This window comes from Oceanicaulis sp. LC35, from assembly GCF_052055585.1.
In the GTDB taxonomy this organism is placed as follows: domain Bacteria; phylum Pseudomonadota; class Alphaproteobacteria; order Caulobacterales; family Maricaulaceae; genus Oceanicaulis.
The window spans coordinates 2,362,669-2,378,636 of the sequence record NZ_CP170485.1 but is presented as its reverse complement, the minus strand read 5'-3'; the positions used below and the strand labels follow the sequence as shown (position 1 = coordinate 2,378,636).

The following is a 15,968-nucleotide window of genomic DNA, read 5'->3' as shown; positions in this document are numbered from 1 at the left end:
GGGAGGCGGAGTGGATATCAGGGTGGACAGCCAGACGAGCGCCGAACACCGCGCCGCCCCCCTGGGGGCGATGCAGGCGGTTCGCAAGGCGCTGTTGTCCATGCCGGGCAAGCTCCTGGGCTTGTCCATCGGCTTTGTGCTGCTGGCCGAAATCCTGATCTTCTTCCCTTCCGCCGCCAATTACCGCTCGGACTGGCTGTCGGAACGCACCGATGACGCCTATCTCGCCTCGCTGGCGGTGGAGACGGCTGACGAGATGGGGCTGGGCGACGAGATGATCGCCAACCTGCTGACCAGTGCAGACGCGGTGATTGTGGGCCGGGTCTATGACGGCATGAACGTGCCGCTGCTGGCGCGGCCGGGCGGGATTGGCGCGGCCCCCGTGGTCGAGGTGATGCTGGCCGAAGAGCATCTTTTCGAGCGCATCTTCAACACCATCGGCGTCTTCCTGGCGCCTGAGGGCCGGTATCTGCTGATCATTGACGAGCCCATGGCGGGCGAGGCGGGGCTGATCAGCGTGGTGGTGCCCGAAGCGGGCCTCAAGCATGACCTGTTTGCCTATTCGGGCCGGGTGTTGTGGCTGTCGATCTTCATCGCGGTGATGACGGGCGGGCTGATCTATCTGTGCCTGATGTTCATGTTCGTCCGGCCCATGCGCAAGCTGGCGCACGCCATGACCCAGTTCCAGCAGGACCCCGGCAATCCGGCCTGCACTGTGGCGCTGTCGCGCCGGTCAGACGAGATTGGCGAGGCGGAAAGCGCGCTCGCGGCCATGCAGGACGAGGTGCGTACCGCCTTTCGTCAACGCGAACGCCTGGCGGCGCTGGGCGGGGCGGTGGCGCGCATCAATCACGATCTCAGGAACGTGCTGACCAGCGCCCAGCTGATTTCGGATCGCTTGTCATCCAACGCGGATGAGCGGGTGGCGGCCATGGGATCGCGTCTGGTGCGCGCGGTCGATCGTGGCATCCGCCTGTGTGAGGACACGCTACAGTATGGCCGCTCCGAAGAGCGCCCGCCCGAGCTTCAGCCCGTCAGCCTGCGCGCGGCGCTGGATGACGCGGCGGGGGACGCGTTTGCGGCGACCGGCGCGGCGGACTGGCGCAATGAGGTGGATGAGCTGCTTCTGGTCGAGGCTGACCCGGACCATCTGCACCGCATCTTCCTGAACCTGTTCCGCAATGCGCTTCAGGCCATGGAAAAAAGCCCGGCGCCCCTGATCCATGTGCGCGCCAGTCTGATGGCGTCCGGCGAGAGCGTCTGTGTCGAGGTGTGTGACACCGGGCCGGGCGTGCCGGCGCGGATCGCCGAGACCCTGTTTGAACCCTTTGGTCGCACAGGCTCCAAGGGCGGGTCAGGACTGGGCCTGTCCATCGTGCGCGAGCTGGCGCGGGTGATGGGCGGCGATGTGCGCCTGGCCGACAATTCGCAGGCGGGCGCCGTGTTCGAGGTGAGGCTGCGCGCCAAGGCAAACTAGCCGGACGAGGGCGACCCCGTCCGGCCCGGCCTGAAAGCCTTGAGTCAGCGCCTAGCGCTCCTCGTACTCTCCATCATAACGATGGTTGTCATTGTCCCAGCGATGGGGGTGAAAGCGCGAGGCGCGATCACTCGTGTCGAAAGGATAGCTGGGAGCCCAGGGCGCAGTGGCGCGCCGTTTCTTGGCTTTCTGGGCGGGGCCCGTTTTTTTCAATCCGGCCATGGCCGTAGATCCTGATACTGATGGAGTGTGAAGCCGGGCGGCTTGAGGACCGCCCGGAAAGTCCGCGCGGTCTAGCGACCGACAGCGGACAGCATGGCCCAGAGATCGCGTGCGCGAACCTTGTGCGGACGCGGCTTGTCCGCGCCGGGATGAAGGTGAGCATCGGAGCTGCTGGGTCTGTAAAGAGAGGCGGCTTCACCACCAAACATGGCCGAACGGGCCGAGCTGGCGATTGAGGACTGATACTGCGTGCGCATTGCGCACACTCTCCATAACAAGATAGGCGCCGGCGAATGCTGGGGCGTCGCGGCGCAATCCGCGCCACACGCAATAGATGGCGATTGAATTCTGTTTTCGGCAAGTGGAGTTTTGCGGCGACTGAAAACAAATTGTTACAAACCGGGCTCTGCCCTTGTTTCCGGTTGCAGCTGACGCCCTTCGGGCGTATTGACCGCCGCGATGACAGAGCCGCGCGAGGGCGCGCGGACCAGACTGTCTTCCTGTGGAGCCCCCGCTTCCATGACGCACGGCGTCAGTGTTCGCTCGGCGACGATTTCAGACCTTCTGGCCCTGATGCATCTTGAGAGCCTGTTTGCTCCGGGAGACCGGATTTCCGTGCGCAGCTGGCGGCGGTTCCTGACGCGCAAAGGCTGCGTGCAGGTCGCCGAATCCGGGGATGGCATACTGGGCGCGGTGGTCGTGCTGGTTCGCAAGGGCGGTCAAGCCGCGCGAATCTACTCACTCGCTGTGGACGAACGCGCCCAGGGGCGCGGCGTCGGGCGCGCGCTGGTCGAGGCGTCGCTCGCTTTCGCGGCGCTGGAGGGGTGCAAGCGATTGAACCTTGAAGTCAGGCCCGACAATGACCCGGCCCGCACGCTTTATCGCAAATGCGGCTTTGTGGAACGCGGGATCAAACCCGATCATTACGCAGGCGGGACGTCTGCGCTGGTTATGGACAGAGCAGTCCCTCAGAGGGCTGCGGAGATTTTTGAACAATGACGGACTGGCTGATTCTGGTCGAAAGCGAATCCGACCTCAAACAGACCGAAACCCCGCACAAGGTGATGCGGGTGTCAGACTATCTGGCGAACCCGACCCTGTTCGCCGGTCGGCGCCCCTATGTGCTCAATCTGGCGCGCTCTTACGCCTATCAGGGCGCAGGCTATTACGCGGCGCTGCTGGCCGAGGCGCGCGGTCACCGGGTCAGCCCGACCGTGCAGACCATGGTCGAGCTGTCGCGCAAGGATCTGTATGCCCACGCTTTGCCGGACCTGAACGCCCGCCTGGCGGACACGCTAGCCAAGGGTGTCGCGCCGGTTGAAGAGGTCTTCATCGCCTTCTCCAAGACGGCCCAGACCGGCTATGAGCGGCTGGCGCGTGAGGTCAGCGACTGGTTCCGCACGCCGGCGCTCGAGCTTGAGATCAGTCATGAGCGCACGCCGCGCATCACCCGCATCCGCCCGGTGCCCCTGAACAGGATGAGCGCGGAGCAGCGCGCCTTCTTTCTGAGCGCGCTGGCGAGCTATACCCGCACGACTGTGCGCAATCCGAAAGCCAAGGCGCACGCCAAATGGTCGCTGGCGGTGCTGGTCGATCCCAATGAGAAGACCCCGCCCTCCCAGCCGTCCGACATCAACCGTCTCATCGATGTGGCGGGCAAGATGGGCGTGGATGTGGAAGTGCTCGACACCAATGATCTGCCCAGCCTGGCCGAGTTTGATGCGCTGTTCATCCGGGCGACGACCTCGATCGACAACATCACCTATCGCTTCGCCCGCCGCGCCGATCAGGAAGGCATGCCGGTGATCGACGATCCAGTGTCGATGATCCGCTGCACCAACAAGGTCTATCTCAAGGAATTGCTGGAAAAAGCCCATGTGCCGATCCCGCCCACCGAAGTGATCGACAAGAAGTCTGATCTCAAGAAAGTCTTCGAACGGCTGGGTTCGCCCGTGATCCTGAAAACGCCGGATGGCTCGTTCGGGCTCGACATGGTCAAGGCCAAGACGCTGGAAGAGCTGGAAGCGGGCGCGAAACGCCTGTTTGCCGAGACCGCGCTTCTGATCGCCCAAGGCTTTGTGCCCACCACGTTCGACTGGCGCATCGGCGTGCTGGGCGGCAAGCCGCTGTTTGCCTGCCGCTATGGCATGGCGCGCGGGCACTGGCAGATCGTCAAGCATGGCGAGAACGGCAAGATGACGGCGGGCCGCACCTCCACGCTGGCCATCGAGGATGCGCCGCAAGAGGTTGTGGAGACCGCCGTGCGCGCGGCGCGCCTGATTGGCGACGGGCTTTACGGGGTGGACCTCAAAGAAACCGAGGCGGGGGTCGTGGTCATGGAGATCAATGACAACCCCAATCTGGAACAGTCCGTGGAAGGCGCGGTTCTCAAGGACGCGCTGTGGCGCGCCATTGTGGACTGGTTCTCGACCCGGCTTGAAAAACGCCTCTCCGCCGGGCGCTGAAACAAAAAAGGGCCGCGCATCGCGCGGCCCTTTTCGTTGGCGTTTGGAGCAACGTTTACGGCTGTTCCGCTGTGCCGTCCCGACGCGGGTCCGCCGCGCCGATCAGCGAGCCGTCTTCCAGCTCGCGGATGATGTGGATGCCGGAGTTTTCCCCGCGGCCGCCCTGGATGGTGAAGCCGCGGGCGCGCAGCTCGGCCATGATGGCTTCGTTAAAGCCTTCCTCGATATTCACCGTGTCGCCGCGTGCCACCACATTGGGAAGTGCCGCCGCCTCTTGCGGGCTCAGCCCCCAGTCGAGCATGCCCACCAGGGTTTTGGCGGTGTAGGCGATGATGGAGTTGCCGCCCGGCGAGCCGGTGGCCAGTTCGAACTCACCATTCGCATCCAGCACGATTGTCGGGGACATGGACGAGCGCGGACGCTTGCCCGGCTGCACGGCGTTGGGCAGCAGGCGGCCTTCTTCATCCCGCGCGGTGAAGGAGAAGTCGGTCAGCTGGTTGTTGAGGAAGAAACCACCCACCATGCGGCCCGACCCGAACGGGCTTTCCACGGTGGTGGTCATGGAGACCACATCACCGTCTGCGTCCATCACGACGAAATGGCTGGTGCCCGGACGGTCATCGGTGGCGTCTTCGGGGCGGTCTTCAGCGCCCGGCGGCGTGCCGTGGCTGATCTCGGGGATGGCTTGGGCCGGATTGATCAGCGCGGCGCGCGAAGCGAGATAGTCGCGATCGAGCAAACCCTCGACCGGCACGTCCACAAAGTCAGTGTCGCCCACATAATGGTCGCGGTCAGCATAGGCGAGGCGGCTGGCTTCGATGAACAGCGCCCAGCCTTCAGGCGTGTCGGGGCCGTGCGCGCTCATGTCGAAGGTTTCGAGCATGCCCATGATGGCGCCCACCGCGATGCCGCCAGAGGCGGGCGGCGGGGCCGAGCAGATCTGATAGCCGCGATAGGGCGAGCACAGGGCGCCGACCTTGACCGGCTCGTACGTCGCCAGATCCTCCTCGGTCAGATAGCCGGGGCGGGGCGCTTCGTTGACCGCCGCGACGATAGCGCGAGCGAGATCGCCCTCATAGAAGTTGCGCCAGTCCTGAGCGATGAGGCGCAGGCTGTCGGCATAGTCGGGGTTGGTCAGCACATGCCCGACCGGCCAGGGCGCGCCGTTTTCGTCAAAGAGGTAGCTCGCCGCCGGGCCGGTCTCTTCCATGTCGGTGAAGCCCGCCATGCGCTGGGAAATGCTGGACAGGCGCGGGGCGACTTCAAAGCCATTGTCCGCAAGGTCGATGGCGAAGCTGAAATTGTCCGCCCAATCGAGCTGGCCGTGTTCGGCATGGGCCATAGCCAGCATGGCGATGGCGCCGGGCGCGCCCGTGGACAGGCCCGAGCGCCAGGCTTCCACATAGGGGTAGGGCTGGCCGGTCTCGGGGTTGATAAACAGGTTCTCGTCCGCGCCCATGGGCGCGCGCTCGCGACCATTATAGACGTTCACCTCGCCGGTGGAGGCGTCGTAGTGAACCATGAAGGCGCCGCCGCCAATGCCGGAGCTTTGCGGCTCCACCAGGCTCAGCACAGTCTGCACCGCAATGGCGGCGTCCACGGCGTCGCCCCCAGCACGCAACGCGGCGAGGCCGGCTTCCACGGCATCCGGGTTCGCGGCGGCCACCATGCCGCCAACGGGAGCGGTGTTTTCAGTCGGCTCCGCGGGGGAAGGGGCGTCGGTTTCAGATTCGGTCGGCGCATTGCACCCGACCAGGGCGAAGGCGGAGGCGGCGGTGAGCAGGGCGATGCGGGTCATACTATCCTTTCACAGCCTTCTAAGGCCGGTTCTCGTCAGGGCCGTCACAGGCCCGGAGTTTCAAACGGACGGGCCTCTTCCATCAAGAAATCTTTCAAACGGCGTGCAGCCGTGTGAAGTGCACGGCCTTCCGGCCAGAGCAAATGATACCCCCAGCCAAGTGGGGTGGCGCCCGCGTCGATCAAGAAAACCAGTCGCCCGGACAGGATGTCCGGTTCGGCGAGGCTGCGTCGCGCGAGGGCCAGACCGCGATGATGCGCCGCGGCCTCAAGGACGTGGTCATGCCGGTTATAGCGGTCCCCGCTCAACGTATCCTGCCGCCGAACGCCGCGCTGATCGAGCCATTGCGCCCAGCTGGGGCCGACAGGCTCACCGCCTGTGCGCTCATGATGGACCAGGGGCAAGGCTTCGGCTGCCGCACGCCAGTTCACGCGCCGGGCGTCCGGTTTGAGAAGGTCAGGAGCAACGGCGGGCGTCAGGCTTTCGCTCAAGAGCTCCACAGTCTGAACGCCCTGTGGCGGGGCTTCTGAGAAGCGGATTTCCATATCGAGCTGAAAGCGATGCAGGCTTTCCGGGGTAGGGTCGGTCACCAGTTGAACGCGGTATTCGGGGTGCTCGGCTTCAAAGGTATTGATGCGGGGCGACAGCCAGCGCGCTGCAAATGCTCCGGGCGCGCCCAGCCGAATGAGGCCCGGGTCCTGATGCGCGCTCAGGCGAATGCTGGCTTCTCGCAGATGCTGAAAGGCGTCGTGGACCATCTCAGCCGTGGCGCGCCCTTGAGCGGTCAGGGCAAGGCCCCTGCCGGCGCGGACGGTCAGCTTGGCGCCGATCAGCTCTTCCAGCAGGCGGACCTGTTGCGAAACCGCACCACTCGTAACGCCCAGCTCAGCCGCGGCCCGGGTCACGCTTCCGTGACGTGCAACGCACTCAAACGTCCGCAAGGCATTGAGTGGCAAGGTGGAAGCTGGTTCCAGTGTTAGTTTTTCTAAATCCATATTGAGTGCTTCTTAATTGTGTTGTGGCGCAACATCAGCCAGCGTCCCGCTCGTCCCTGGCTCTATAGTCTATCCCAATCATTGAATTAACGGGTGTTTTTATGGTCAGGGCGAGTGTGCAGAGAGGGGTGCACTTGGTTCTGTGTCTTTTCAGCAATTGGGGTGTGACACAATGAAGAAGCTTCTTGGCGCCGTTTCCTTAGCAGCACTGACGGCTGCGACGGCCTATGCACAATCAGCCGACAATGATGACATCATCGTGGTGGTAGGGACCCGGTCCGAAGGGCGCACGGCCCTGCAAACCACTGCGCCTGTTGATGTTGTCGATGTCAGCGCACTTGAGAACACCGGGATTACCGAGCTGAACGCGGCGCTGGCGTATTCGCTGCCGTCATTCAACTTCCCGAGCCCGTCCATCACGGACGGTACGGACCATGTGCGTCCGGCTACATTGCGGGGCCTTGGTCCGGATCAGACGCTGGTTCTGGTCAATTCGCGCCGTCGTCACTCCTCCGCGCTCGTCAATCTGGGCGGCTCTGTGGGGCGCGGCTCGGCAGCGGTGGACCTGAACACCATTCCGACCTCCGCCGTGGGGTCCGTTCAGGTCCTGCGCGACGGCGCTTCGGCGCAATACGGATCGGACGCCATTGCCGGCGTGATCGATGTCCAGTTGCGCGAAGCCAGTGAAGGCGGTCAGGTCAGCGCGACCTATGGCCAGTACGCCACGGATATTCCGCTGACCACGGGTGAGCGTTCCGCCAGTGACGGGGACACCCTGAATGTCTCGGGCTGGGTCGGCCTGCCGCTCGGGCGTGACGGCTTTCTGACCTTGTCTGCTGAGTATCTGGATCGCGAGCCCACCAATCGGGCCGGCCCGGATCCACGCCAGCAATATCCCAGCTTGCCCGGTGGCGGTCTGGATCCGCGCGAGCTGACCTTTGATCGCATCAATCACCGGTTTGGTCTGGCTGAAGCGGAGGCCTTCTCCTTCTTCGCCAATGCGGGGCTGCCCATCAACGCCACGACCGAGCTTTACGGCTGGGCGGGCTATCAGAGCCGTGAGGGTGAAGCTGCCGGTTTCTATCGTCGCGCTCAGGATAGCCGCAATGTGCTGGCCATCTATCCGGACGGCTTCCTGCCGATGATCACGACCGACATCGAGGATTTCTCTGCAGTTGGCGGCGCGCGCGGCGTGGTCGGCGGCTGGGACTGGGATGCGTCCCTGGGTTATGGCCGCAACGAGCTGGGCTATGGCGTTGAAAATTCGCTCAACACCTCGCTGGGCGCTTCAAGCCCGACCTCGTTTGATGCGGGCTCTCTGATCTATGACCAGATCACCGCCAATCTTGATTTCGTTCGCTCTTATGACCTGGACGGTCTGGCGGGCCCGCTCTCGGTTGCTTTCGGCGCGGAATACCGTCTCGAAGGTTATGAGATCAAAGCCGGCGAGGAAGCCAGCTACATCACGGGTGATCCGACCTTGCCGGGCGGCAGCCAGGTCTTCCCGGGCTTCCAGCCGAGCAATGAGATCGACGAGGATCGCGACTCCTTTGGCGTTTATCTTGATCTGGAAGCGGACGTCACCGATCGCCTGCTTCTGACGGGCGCGGTGCGGGCGGAAAGCTATTCCGACTTCGGCGAAACCGTCACCGGACGGGTGTCCGCCCGCTATGAGCTGACCCCGTCCCTTGCTCTGCGTGGCGCGATCTCCAACGGGTTCCGGGCCCCGTCGCTGCAGCAAGCCTATTTCACATCGACCTCGACAGTGTTCACCGGCACGCCACCCACCCCGGTTGAAGTGGGCACCTTCCCGGCGGACAGCCCGGTGGCTGCGGCGCTGGGCGGTGAGGCGCTCGATGCCGAAGAATCGATGAACTATTCGGGCGGCGCGGTCTTCACTCAGGGCGCATTCAGCCTGACGGTGGACGCCTACGCCATCGACATCGACAATCGCATTGTCCTGTCTGAAAACCTGTCGGGCGCGACCGTTGAAAATCTCCTGCAGACTGCGGGTATCAATGGCGTGACCAGCGCACGCTTCTTCATCAATGGCGTTGAGACCGAAACCCGCGGCATCGACATTGTCGCCACCTATGGCGTGGGCACGGAACGTTACGGCGATTTCGACTTCACGCTGGGCTATAACCGCAATGAGACCGAAGTCACCCAGGCGCCGAGCTCTGAAGTGCTTCCGGGCGTCACCCTGTTTGCCCGTCGTGAGATCGCCCGCTTCGAAGAGGGGCAGCCTGACGACAAGCTGATCGCGTCGATGACGTGGAGCCGCGGCGCCTTTGGCGGCGTGCTGCGCGCGACCCGGTTTGGTGAAACCGTGGATCCGGGCTCGGCGGCGGATGGCTCTGGCGATGAGGTGCTCGACGCCAAGACGATTGTGGACGCGGAGTTCTCTGCGGACGTGGTTGAAGGGCTGACCGTCTCGTTCGGCGCCAACAATCTGTTTGACGAGTATCCGGACGCCACCTCGGAAGACCCGAACCTTGCGGGGACGTTCTCGGACATCTTCCCGTTCTCGGGCTTCAGTCCCTTTGGCTTCTCAGGACGTTATGTCTACGGCCGCATCCGCTATACCTGGTAGGCTGACGCGACTGTGATCATCAGACCCCCGCCGGCGCGCTGGCGGGGGTCGTTTTTTGTGGGCAGGGCGTCAGGCGTGGTTAAGATGGCGAGGTTGCGTTCCGAGCGCTCTGGGGGAGCCTGTGCCGCAGTTTGATCGTCGTTCATTCATGATGCTCGCGCCCGCGCTGGCGTGCGTCGCCACTACAGGAGCCAGCGCCATGGGCGGACCGGCCAGCCGAAACGATATTACCGACATCGCCGGACTGCGGGTCGGGCGCGCCGAACATGACGGCTCCAGGACCGGCGTCAGCGTCCTTTTGTGCGACCAGCCTTTCACGGCGGCGGTGGATGTGCGCGGGGGCGGGGCCTGCACGCGGGAAACCGATGTGATGAATCCGGGTGGCCTTGTTGAAACCGTGGATGCAATCGTCCTGTCCGGCGGATCGGTGTACGGGCTGGCGGCGGCGGATGCCGTCACCGCAGCGCTGGGCGATCAGGGGCGCGGCTTCGCCCTGTTTGACATGCCGGGCATCCCCGCATCCCCGATTGTGCCGGCGGCGTGTCTGTATGATCTCGCCAATGGCGGGGACAAGACCTGGGGGCGCACGCCGCCCTATCGCGATCTCGGCTTTGCTGCCCTTGAAGACGCCCGTCGCGGCGGCCCGGTCATGCTGGGCGCCTATGGCGCGGGGCATGGGGCGAGCGCCGGGACGCTTCCGGGCGCGATCGGCTCCGCCAGCTGGCGCGGCGAGGATGGCGTGACGGTGGCGGCGCTGGTGGCGGTGAACTGTTTCGGGTCTGTGACCATGCCCGGACAGGAGGATGTCTATTGGGCCTGGCCCTTTGAAGTGGGTCAGGAATTCGGCGGGCGTCGCCCTGACCCCGGTCAGATGGCCGAGCTGGAAGACTGGGGCGCGGCCAAGCTCAATCCCGGCGTCCGGACGCAAACCACGCTGGCGATCGTTGCGACCGATGCGGCGCTCACCCGCGATGAAACCAGGCGCATGACGGTGATGGCGCAGGATGGTCTTGCGCGCGCGATCCGGCCTGTTCACGCGCCCGTGGACGGGGATGTCGTCTTCGGATTGTCGACAGGCGCACACGAGATCCAGGACCCGCGCGCGATCAGTCTGACTCGCCTCGGAAGTCTGGCCGCAGATTGCTTAACGCGTTCAATCGCGCGTGCGGTGCATGCGGCGCGACTTTGAGGAATGCGACAATAACTCACCAAAAGAAAAAGCATATTTTTAAACTACTGAATTTATTGGTGAATATATTCATTTCTCGCGTGTGGGGAACACACGATTAAGAGGTCATTCACGGCTTAAGCTGCATCAGTCCCAATGAACGAGTTCACTATACTTGTGTTGGGGTATGAGAATGATCCGCATTTTAAGCGCAGTCGGCCTGGCCGTCCTGCTCAGCAGCGCAGCGTCTGCACAGACCACAGAGCGTGACCTGGCGGTCGTCGGTCGGGCGCTGAGCTTCCTTGAAGGCGCGTCCGGCACGGACCGGACGGTCGCTATCGTCTTTGATCCGGCCAGTGCGGCGGAAGCCGAGGTCCTGAACGCCGCGATGGCGGGCGGTCTCAGCGCGGGCCGCGTCACGCTGAACGGCCAGCTGGTGCCGGTCGGTCAGGCTGTCAGCGGCGTTGACGCCGCCCTGTTCCTGGGCGGCGCGGCGACGAATGCCGGGGCGGTTCAGGCCGCAACCTCTGCAGGCGTCATGACCGTTTCCACAAACATGGCCTGCGTGCAGGCGGGCAATTGTGTGATGGGCGTCCAGAGCGAGCCCTCCGTCCGCATCGTGGTGAACAGCGCGGCGGCGAGCTCCGCCTCGGTCAGCTTCTCCACCGCCTTCGCCATGATGGTCGAAGAAATCTAACGCTGCCTCGGAAGGATTCGAGACGATGAAAAACACTCTGCTTTATTCCGCGGCGGCGCTGATCGCGACTTCCGCAGCCGCCAACGCCCAGTCCATCGACTATCAGGTGATGGGCGAAATGTTCGGCGAGCCGGTGACCACCGGCGCCACGGGCGCCCCGCAGCGGTCCACCGATGTCCCGGCGACGATGATCATCATCACCCAGGACCAGATCGCCCGCGCGCCGGAATACGACATTCCGGGCATTCTGCGCCATTACAGCGGCATTGATGTCGCCCGGTTCTCGATGGGGCAGGGCGAAGTGGGCATCCGCTCGGCAGCGGCGCCGTATACTCCGCGTCTTCTGGTGCTGGTGAACGGCCGCGAAGTCTATCTCGACAGCTATGGCTATACCGCCTGGTCGACCCTACCGGTCAGCCTGGATGAGATCCAGCAGATCGAAGTGGTCAAGGGCCCGCAATCGGCGCTCTACGGCTTCAACGCGGTGGCTGGCGTCATCAACATCATCACCCGCAATCCCGCCTATGGCGATTACGCGAATGGCGCCGCGGAATACGGCACCAATGGCTATCAGCAGTATCGCCTGTCCGGCGGCCGCGCGCTGAATGACCAGATCGCCCTGCGCTTCAGCTATGGCCGTACGGATGGCCGTGACTTTGACGCGGAGCCGGATGCCATCGAAGCCAACAACCAGCGGGCGGCCAATCCTGACTTCGAGCGTGAGCATTTTGCACTCGGAGGTTCGGTGAAGTTCACCGACAAGATCGGCCTGACCTTCGAGTTTACCCAGTCTGAAGCGACCACGCTGGAGCTGGGCTCGGTCTACACCTCGATCGCTACGGATTATGATCTGACGTCCTATCAGGGTGAATTCGGCGCGGACACCGATTTCGGTTACATCACGCTGAGCGCCTACCGCAATGAATCCGAGATCGGCTACAGCTTCGGTGATCTCAATGGCGAACTGACTTCGTTCAAGCTGCAGGATCTGATCAAGATCGGCTCGAGTGACACGGTGCGTGTGGCGGTCGAATTCCGCACCGCCGAGACGGCGTCCTTCCCCGATCCGACGGCCGGCGACCTCAACTATGAAACGCTCGCCTTCTCGGGCATGTGGAACCACAAATTCTCCAGCTCGCTCGAGACGACGCTGGCGGTTCGCTACGACATGGTGGACTGGAGCCGTGACGGCTCTCCGAACCCGGCGCTCTATCCCTGGGCCCAGTCTGACTACGACGCCAGCTTTGAGGAGTTCAGCTACAACGCGGCGCTTGTCTACAAGCCTGAATTCGGCGGCACGGTTCGTCTGTCCGCCGCGCGTGGCGTGCAGGCGCCGACCATGTTTGACATGGGCTTCTTGCTGCCCGCAGGCGCTGTGACTCTGATCGGCAATCCGAACATTCAGCCGTCCATCGTTGACAATATCGAGCTCGCCTATGACCGCAGCCTGTCCAATGGCGTTCAGTTGCGCACGGCGCTGTTCTGGCAGAATACCGATGATGTGAAAGGCGCGTTCGGCACGGCTCCGAACATGCTGCCGCCAGCTGCGCCGCTTCCGGCCTACACCTTTGATAATCATGGCGAAACCAAGCTGTGGGGCTTTGAAGGCTCGCTGGCGGGCATGGTTGGCGAGGCGGTGCGCTGGGACCTCAGCTACACCTACAAGTCGGTGGACGACAGCCTTCCGGACTTCGCTCTGGACCATATGCTTAACTTTGAAGGCGTGACGCCAGAGCACACCTTCAACGCTCATCTGGGCTGGACTTCCGGACGCGTCAACCTGGATGGCTATGCGAACTATGTGTCGGAAACGACCATGCCGTTCCAGCCGGCTTTCGGCGCTGTGGCTTCCCGGGATGTTGACGGTCATATCTCGTTCTCGGCGCGCGCTGGCTATGCGCTGTCTGACAATCTGGACCTGTCCTTCACGGCCCAGAACGTCAACTTCGATGACGGCGAGCTGACGACGCCGGTCTACGAGACCGAGGCCCGGTACTGGGTCAGCCTGCGGGCGAATTTCTAGAGCCTGCCTGTTCCGCCGCCTCGCTCTCGCGGGGCGGCGGACTGCAGAGGTGAGCATGCATAACCTATTAAACAATCAGGCTTAGGTTGGTAATAACCATATGCTCACGCTGGGATTTAAAGGGGTCGCAAAACGATGTTCAAGCGTCTGAGTTTTAATGATTGGCCATTCTCGTTGAAGTTCGGCGTTGCGCCGGCTTTTGCGGTTCTGGCCCTGATCGGCATCGCCCTGATGGGCGGTTTCGCCTTGAATGGCGTCGCGAACAGCCAGCGCGAGACGGTCGAGCGTCTGACCAATGTGATCGAGCTGGATTCCCTGCGCACCGAGACGGAATCCCTGAACGCGGACGTTTATCAGACCCTGACCGCCGTCGCCGCAGGGCGTCAGGTGGATGTGTTCGCCCGCTTTGACGGCTATACGGCGCGGGTAGGTGAGCTGCGCTCTCGCTTTGCGGAAATTCACCAGCGGTCTGGCGGCGCCAATGAAGAGGTCTTCGCCAATCTGGACGAACAGCTTGAGCTTTATTCCGGCGGTCTTGAAGTCGTGGGCTCCATGCTGGAAATGGATTTCGCCAGCGCCGTGAGCTTTATCGAGCCGTTTGACGCAGTGTTCGATCAGATGAACGCTGACATTGTCAGCCTGAGCGAAACCGCTGTGAGCCGCGCGAATGCCCGCGCCGAGGCCGCCAATGCCTCCGCCGATCGGACCAAATGGTTGTTCGCGGTCGCCACGCTGGTTGTGGCGCTGGGCCTGACCGCTGTCGCTTTCGGTTTCGGGCGCGCCGTCAGCCGGTCTGTGAAATCCATCGCACGCGCCACCCAACTACTGGCGGCGGGCGATTTCTCTGTCGATGTGAGCGACCTCAAGCGCGCCGACGAGCTGGGGGCGATCGTTGAGTCCCTGGAAACCTTCCGCAATAGCGGTGAGGAAGCCGCGCGCTTGCAACGTGAAAGCCAGCGCGCCAGCGAGGCGGAAGCTGAACGCGCCCGCAAGATCGAACAATTGGCCGCCGACTTTGACGCGGCTGTGGAGCGTACGCTGGAGGCGGTGACCATGTCCGCCAGCGCGCTTCAGGAAACCGCAGAGGTTCTGGTGGGCGCATCCGCCAACACAACGACGCGCGCGGGTGAAGTGTCGGGCGCAGGCGCGGTGGCGTCCGAAGCCGTTGCGACCGTGGCGTCTGCAGCTGAAGAGCTGTCCGCCTCTGTCTCTGAAATCGCGGCGCAGGTTGAACGCTCCAGCGACGTGTCCGGTCAGGCGAAGGAACGGATGGAGCGCGCCTCCACCGAGATGAGCCAACTGACAGCCGCCGCCAACGAGATTGACCAGGTGGTCAAGCTGATCTCCGACATCGCAGAGCAGACCAATCTTCTGGCGCTGAACGCCACCATCGAGGCCGCGCGCGCCGGCGAAGCCGGCAAGGGCTTCGCGGTTGTGGCCAGCGAGGTGAAGACGCTGGCTGAACAGACGGGCCGCGCGACGGGACAGATCAACAATCAGATCACCCAGATCCAGTCCGCAACCGGCGCGGTGGAATCGGCCATGCAGGAAGTGCGCGGCGTGATTGATGAAATGCTCAATGTCGCCTCGGCCATCAACGCGGCCGTTGACGAGCAGCGCGCCGCCTCGACCGAGATCGCCAGCTCGGCGCAAAGCGCTGCGGCCGAAACCCAGCGTGTGTCCGCCAATATCGAGCAGGTGAGCCGCTCCGCCGACGAGACCAGCTCTCAGGCCGGCACGGTTCAGGAAACCGCCGCCACGGTCCGCCAGGAAGCGGGCGGTCTGGCCAGTCGTGTGCGGGACTTCCTCTCTGCGGTTCGCGCCGCATAAGCAAGACGCGACGAGGCCGGATCTGCGCCTGATCCTTGAGGATTCAGGCGGTTCCGGCCTCGCTGCATCAAAGGTGAGAAAAGCGCAGTCAGGACGCTTGCCAATCCGTCAAGCCTTGGCTAGTTTCCGCGCCTCGCCGACAAGGACCGACGCGGTCCCGACGACGAAACAGGCGCCGGTAGCTCAGCTGGATAGAGCACCAGACTACGAATCTGGGGGTCGGGAGTTCGAATCTTCCCCGGCGCGCCATTCTTCTTAAAATCGAGACGAGAACAGGGCTTGCGCTTTTCGCCGCACCTTGCGCGCTTGTTTGCGCGGGCGGTGTTGAGTATCGTTCGCAACATGGCGCATCGCTTCTTCCATACCGTGCTTCTGGCGCTGACCGCATTGATGGTCAGTGCGCAGCTGGCGTGTGCGGTGGATGACATGGTGATCGAGGCGGGCGAGGGGCATTCCGTCCATCACCTGGATGCGGATCATGATCATCATGACGCTGAAGCGCCCTGTCAGGACGCCTGCGTCACCCATCACCTGGTGCTGCTGCCGAGCCTGATCGAGCCTGCCGGCCTGTCCGAGAGCGGGCTGGAGCGTGTTGACCAGCCGATGGGCTTCAGCACGCGCGCCACTGCGCCCCCTTACTCTCCGCCCCGGAGCGTCATCGTCTGAACCTTTTCACGACGCACTGACCTTCAGGGATACC

At 63.5% G+C, this 15,968-nt stretch carries 13 protein-coding genes and 1 tRNA gene; 10 read left to right on the top strand and 4 right to left on the bottom strand.

The features are described from left to right. Positions 1-10: 10 nt before the first annotated feature. Positions 11-1,477 carry a sensor histidine kinase gene (locus ACFELO_RS11405; RefSeq protein ID WP_440957885.1) on the top strand — a complete coding sequence of 489 codons (1,467 nt, stop codon included), beginning with the start codon at positions 11-13 and terminating at the stop codon, positions 1,475-1,477. Between the two features lie 51 nt (positions 1,478-1,528). Here the strand turns inward: ACFELO_RS11405 and ACFELO_RS11400 are convergent, their stop codons facing one another. Together ACFELO_RS11400 and ACFELO_RS11395 are read right to left on the bottom strand one after the other, a co-directional pair. Beyond that, positions 1,529-1,699, bottom strand: coding sequence for a hypothetical protein (locus ACFELO_RS11400; protein ID WP_440957884.1), 171 nt, complete (start codon positions 1,697-1,699; stop codon positions 1,529-1,531). Between the two features lie 71 nt (positions 1,700-1,770). Beyond that, positions 1,771-1,956 (bottom strand): hypothetical protein, encoded by a 186-nt coding sequence (locus ACFELO_RS11395; RefSeq protein WP_440957883.1) that lies wholly within the window; start codon positions 1,954-1,956, stop codon positions 1,771-1,773. 262 nt (positions 1,957-2,218) lie between these two features. Here ACFELO_RS11395 and ACFELO_RS11390 point away from each other — a divergent pair, with 262 nt between their 5' ends. After that, a complete protein-coding gene (locus ACFELO_RS11390; protein ID WP_440957882.1) occupies positions 2,219-2,698 on the top strand; it encodes a GNAT family N-acetyltransferase in 480 nt (159 codons plus the stop codon). Next, positions 2,695-4,164 (top strand): RimK family protein, encoded by a 1,470-nt coding sequence (locus ACFELO_RS11385; protein WP_440957881.1) that lies wholly within the window; start codon positions 2,695-2,697, stop codon positions 4,162-4,164. Before ACFELO_RS11390 ends, ACFELO_RS11385 begins: the two co-directional genes overlap by 4 nt. A gap of 55 nt (positions 4,165-4,219) precedes the next feature. Here ACFELO_RS11385 and ggt read toward each other — a convergent pair whose 3' ends face one another. Further along, the gene (gene ggt / locus ACFELO_RS11380; protein WP_440957880.1) at positions 4,220-5,962 is read right to left on the bottom strand and encodes a gamma-glutamyltransferase; all 1,743 of its coding nucleotides are present in this window, start codon (positions 5,960-5,962) and stop codon (positions 4,220-4,222) included. Between the two features lie 44 nt (positions 5,963-6,006). Beyond that, a complete protein-coding gene (locus ACFELO_RS11375; protein ID WP_440957879.1) occupies positions 6,007-6,957 on the bottom strand; it encodes a LysR substrate-binding domain-containing protein in 951 nt (316 codons plus the stop codon). Positions 6,958-7,129: 172 nt separating this feature from the next. Here ACFELO_RS11375 and ACFELO_RS11370 point away from each other — a divergent pair, with 172 nt between their 5' ends. The 7 genes from ACFELO_RS11370 to ACFELO_RS11340 all read left to right on the top strand — a co-directional run bounded on the left by ACFELO_RS11370 (position 7,130) and on the right by ACFELO_RS11340 (position 15,934). Continuing rightward, on the top strand, positions 7,130-9,550 hold the full coding sequence (locus ACFELO_RS11370) for a TonB-dependent receptor plug domain-containing protein (RefSeq protein ID WP_440957878.1): 2,421 nt from the start codon (positions 7,130-7,132) through the stop codon (positions 9,548-9,550). A 199-nt stretch (positions 9,551-9,749) separates the two neighbouring features. Continuing rightward, on the top strand, positions 9,750-10,739 hold the full coding sequence (locus ACFELO_RS11365; protein ID WP_440959920.1) for a P1 family peptidase: 990 nt from the start codon (positions 9,750-9,752) through the stop codon (positions 10,737-10,739). A 172-nt stretch (positions 10,740-10,911) separates the two neighbouring features. After that, positions 10,912-11,415: a hypothetical protein gene (locus ACFELO_RS11360; RefSeq protein ID WP_440957877.1), complete on the top strand. Its 504-nt coding sequence runs from the start codon at positions 10,912-10,914 to the stop codon at positions 11,413-11,415. A gap of 25 nt (positions 11,416-11,440) precedes the next feature. Continuing rightward, positions 11,441-13,438, top strand: a complete 1,998-nt coding sequence (locus tag ACFELO_RS11355) for a TonB-dependent receptor plug domain-containing protein (RefSeq protein ID WP_440957876.1) — start codon at positions 11,441-11,443, stop codon at positions 13,436-13,438. A 135-nt stretch (positions 13,439-13,573) separates the two neighbouring features. Beyond that, complete coding sequence (locus tag ACFELO_RS11350; RefSeq protein ID WP_440957875.1) at positions 13,574-15,268, top strand: methyl-accepting chemotaxis protein; 1,695 nt, start codon at positions 13,574-13,576, stop codon at positions 15,266-15,268. A 172-nt stretch (positions 15,269-15,440) separates the two neighbouring features. Further along, positions 15,441-15,517, top strand: a tRNA-Arg gene (locus ACFELO_RS11345). Between the two features lie 93 nt (positions 15,518-15,610). Further along, positions 15,611-15,934 (top strand): hypothetical protein, encoded by a 324-nt coding sequence (locus ACFELO_RS11340; protein ID WP_440957874.1) that lies wholly within the window; start codon positions 15,611-15,613, stop codon positions 15,932-15,934. Positions 15,935-15,968 lie beyond the last annotated feature (34 nt).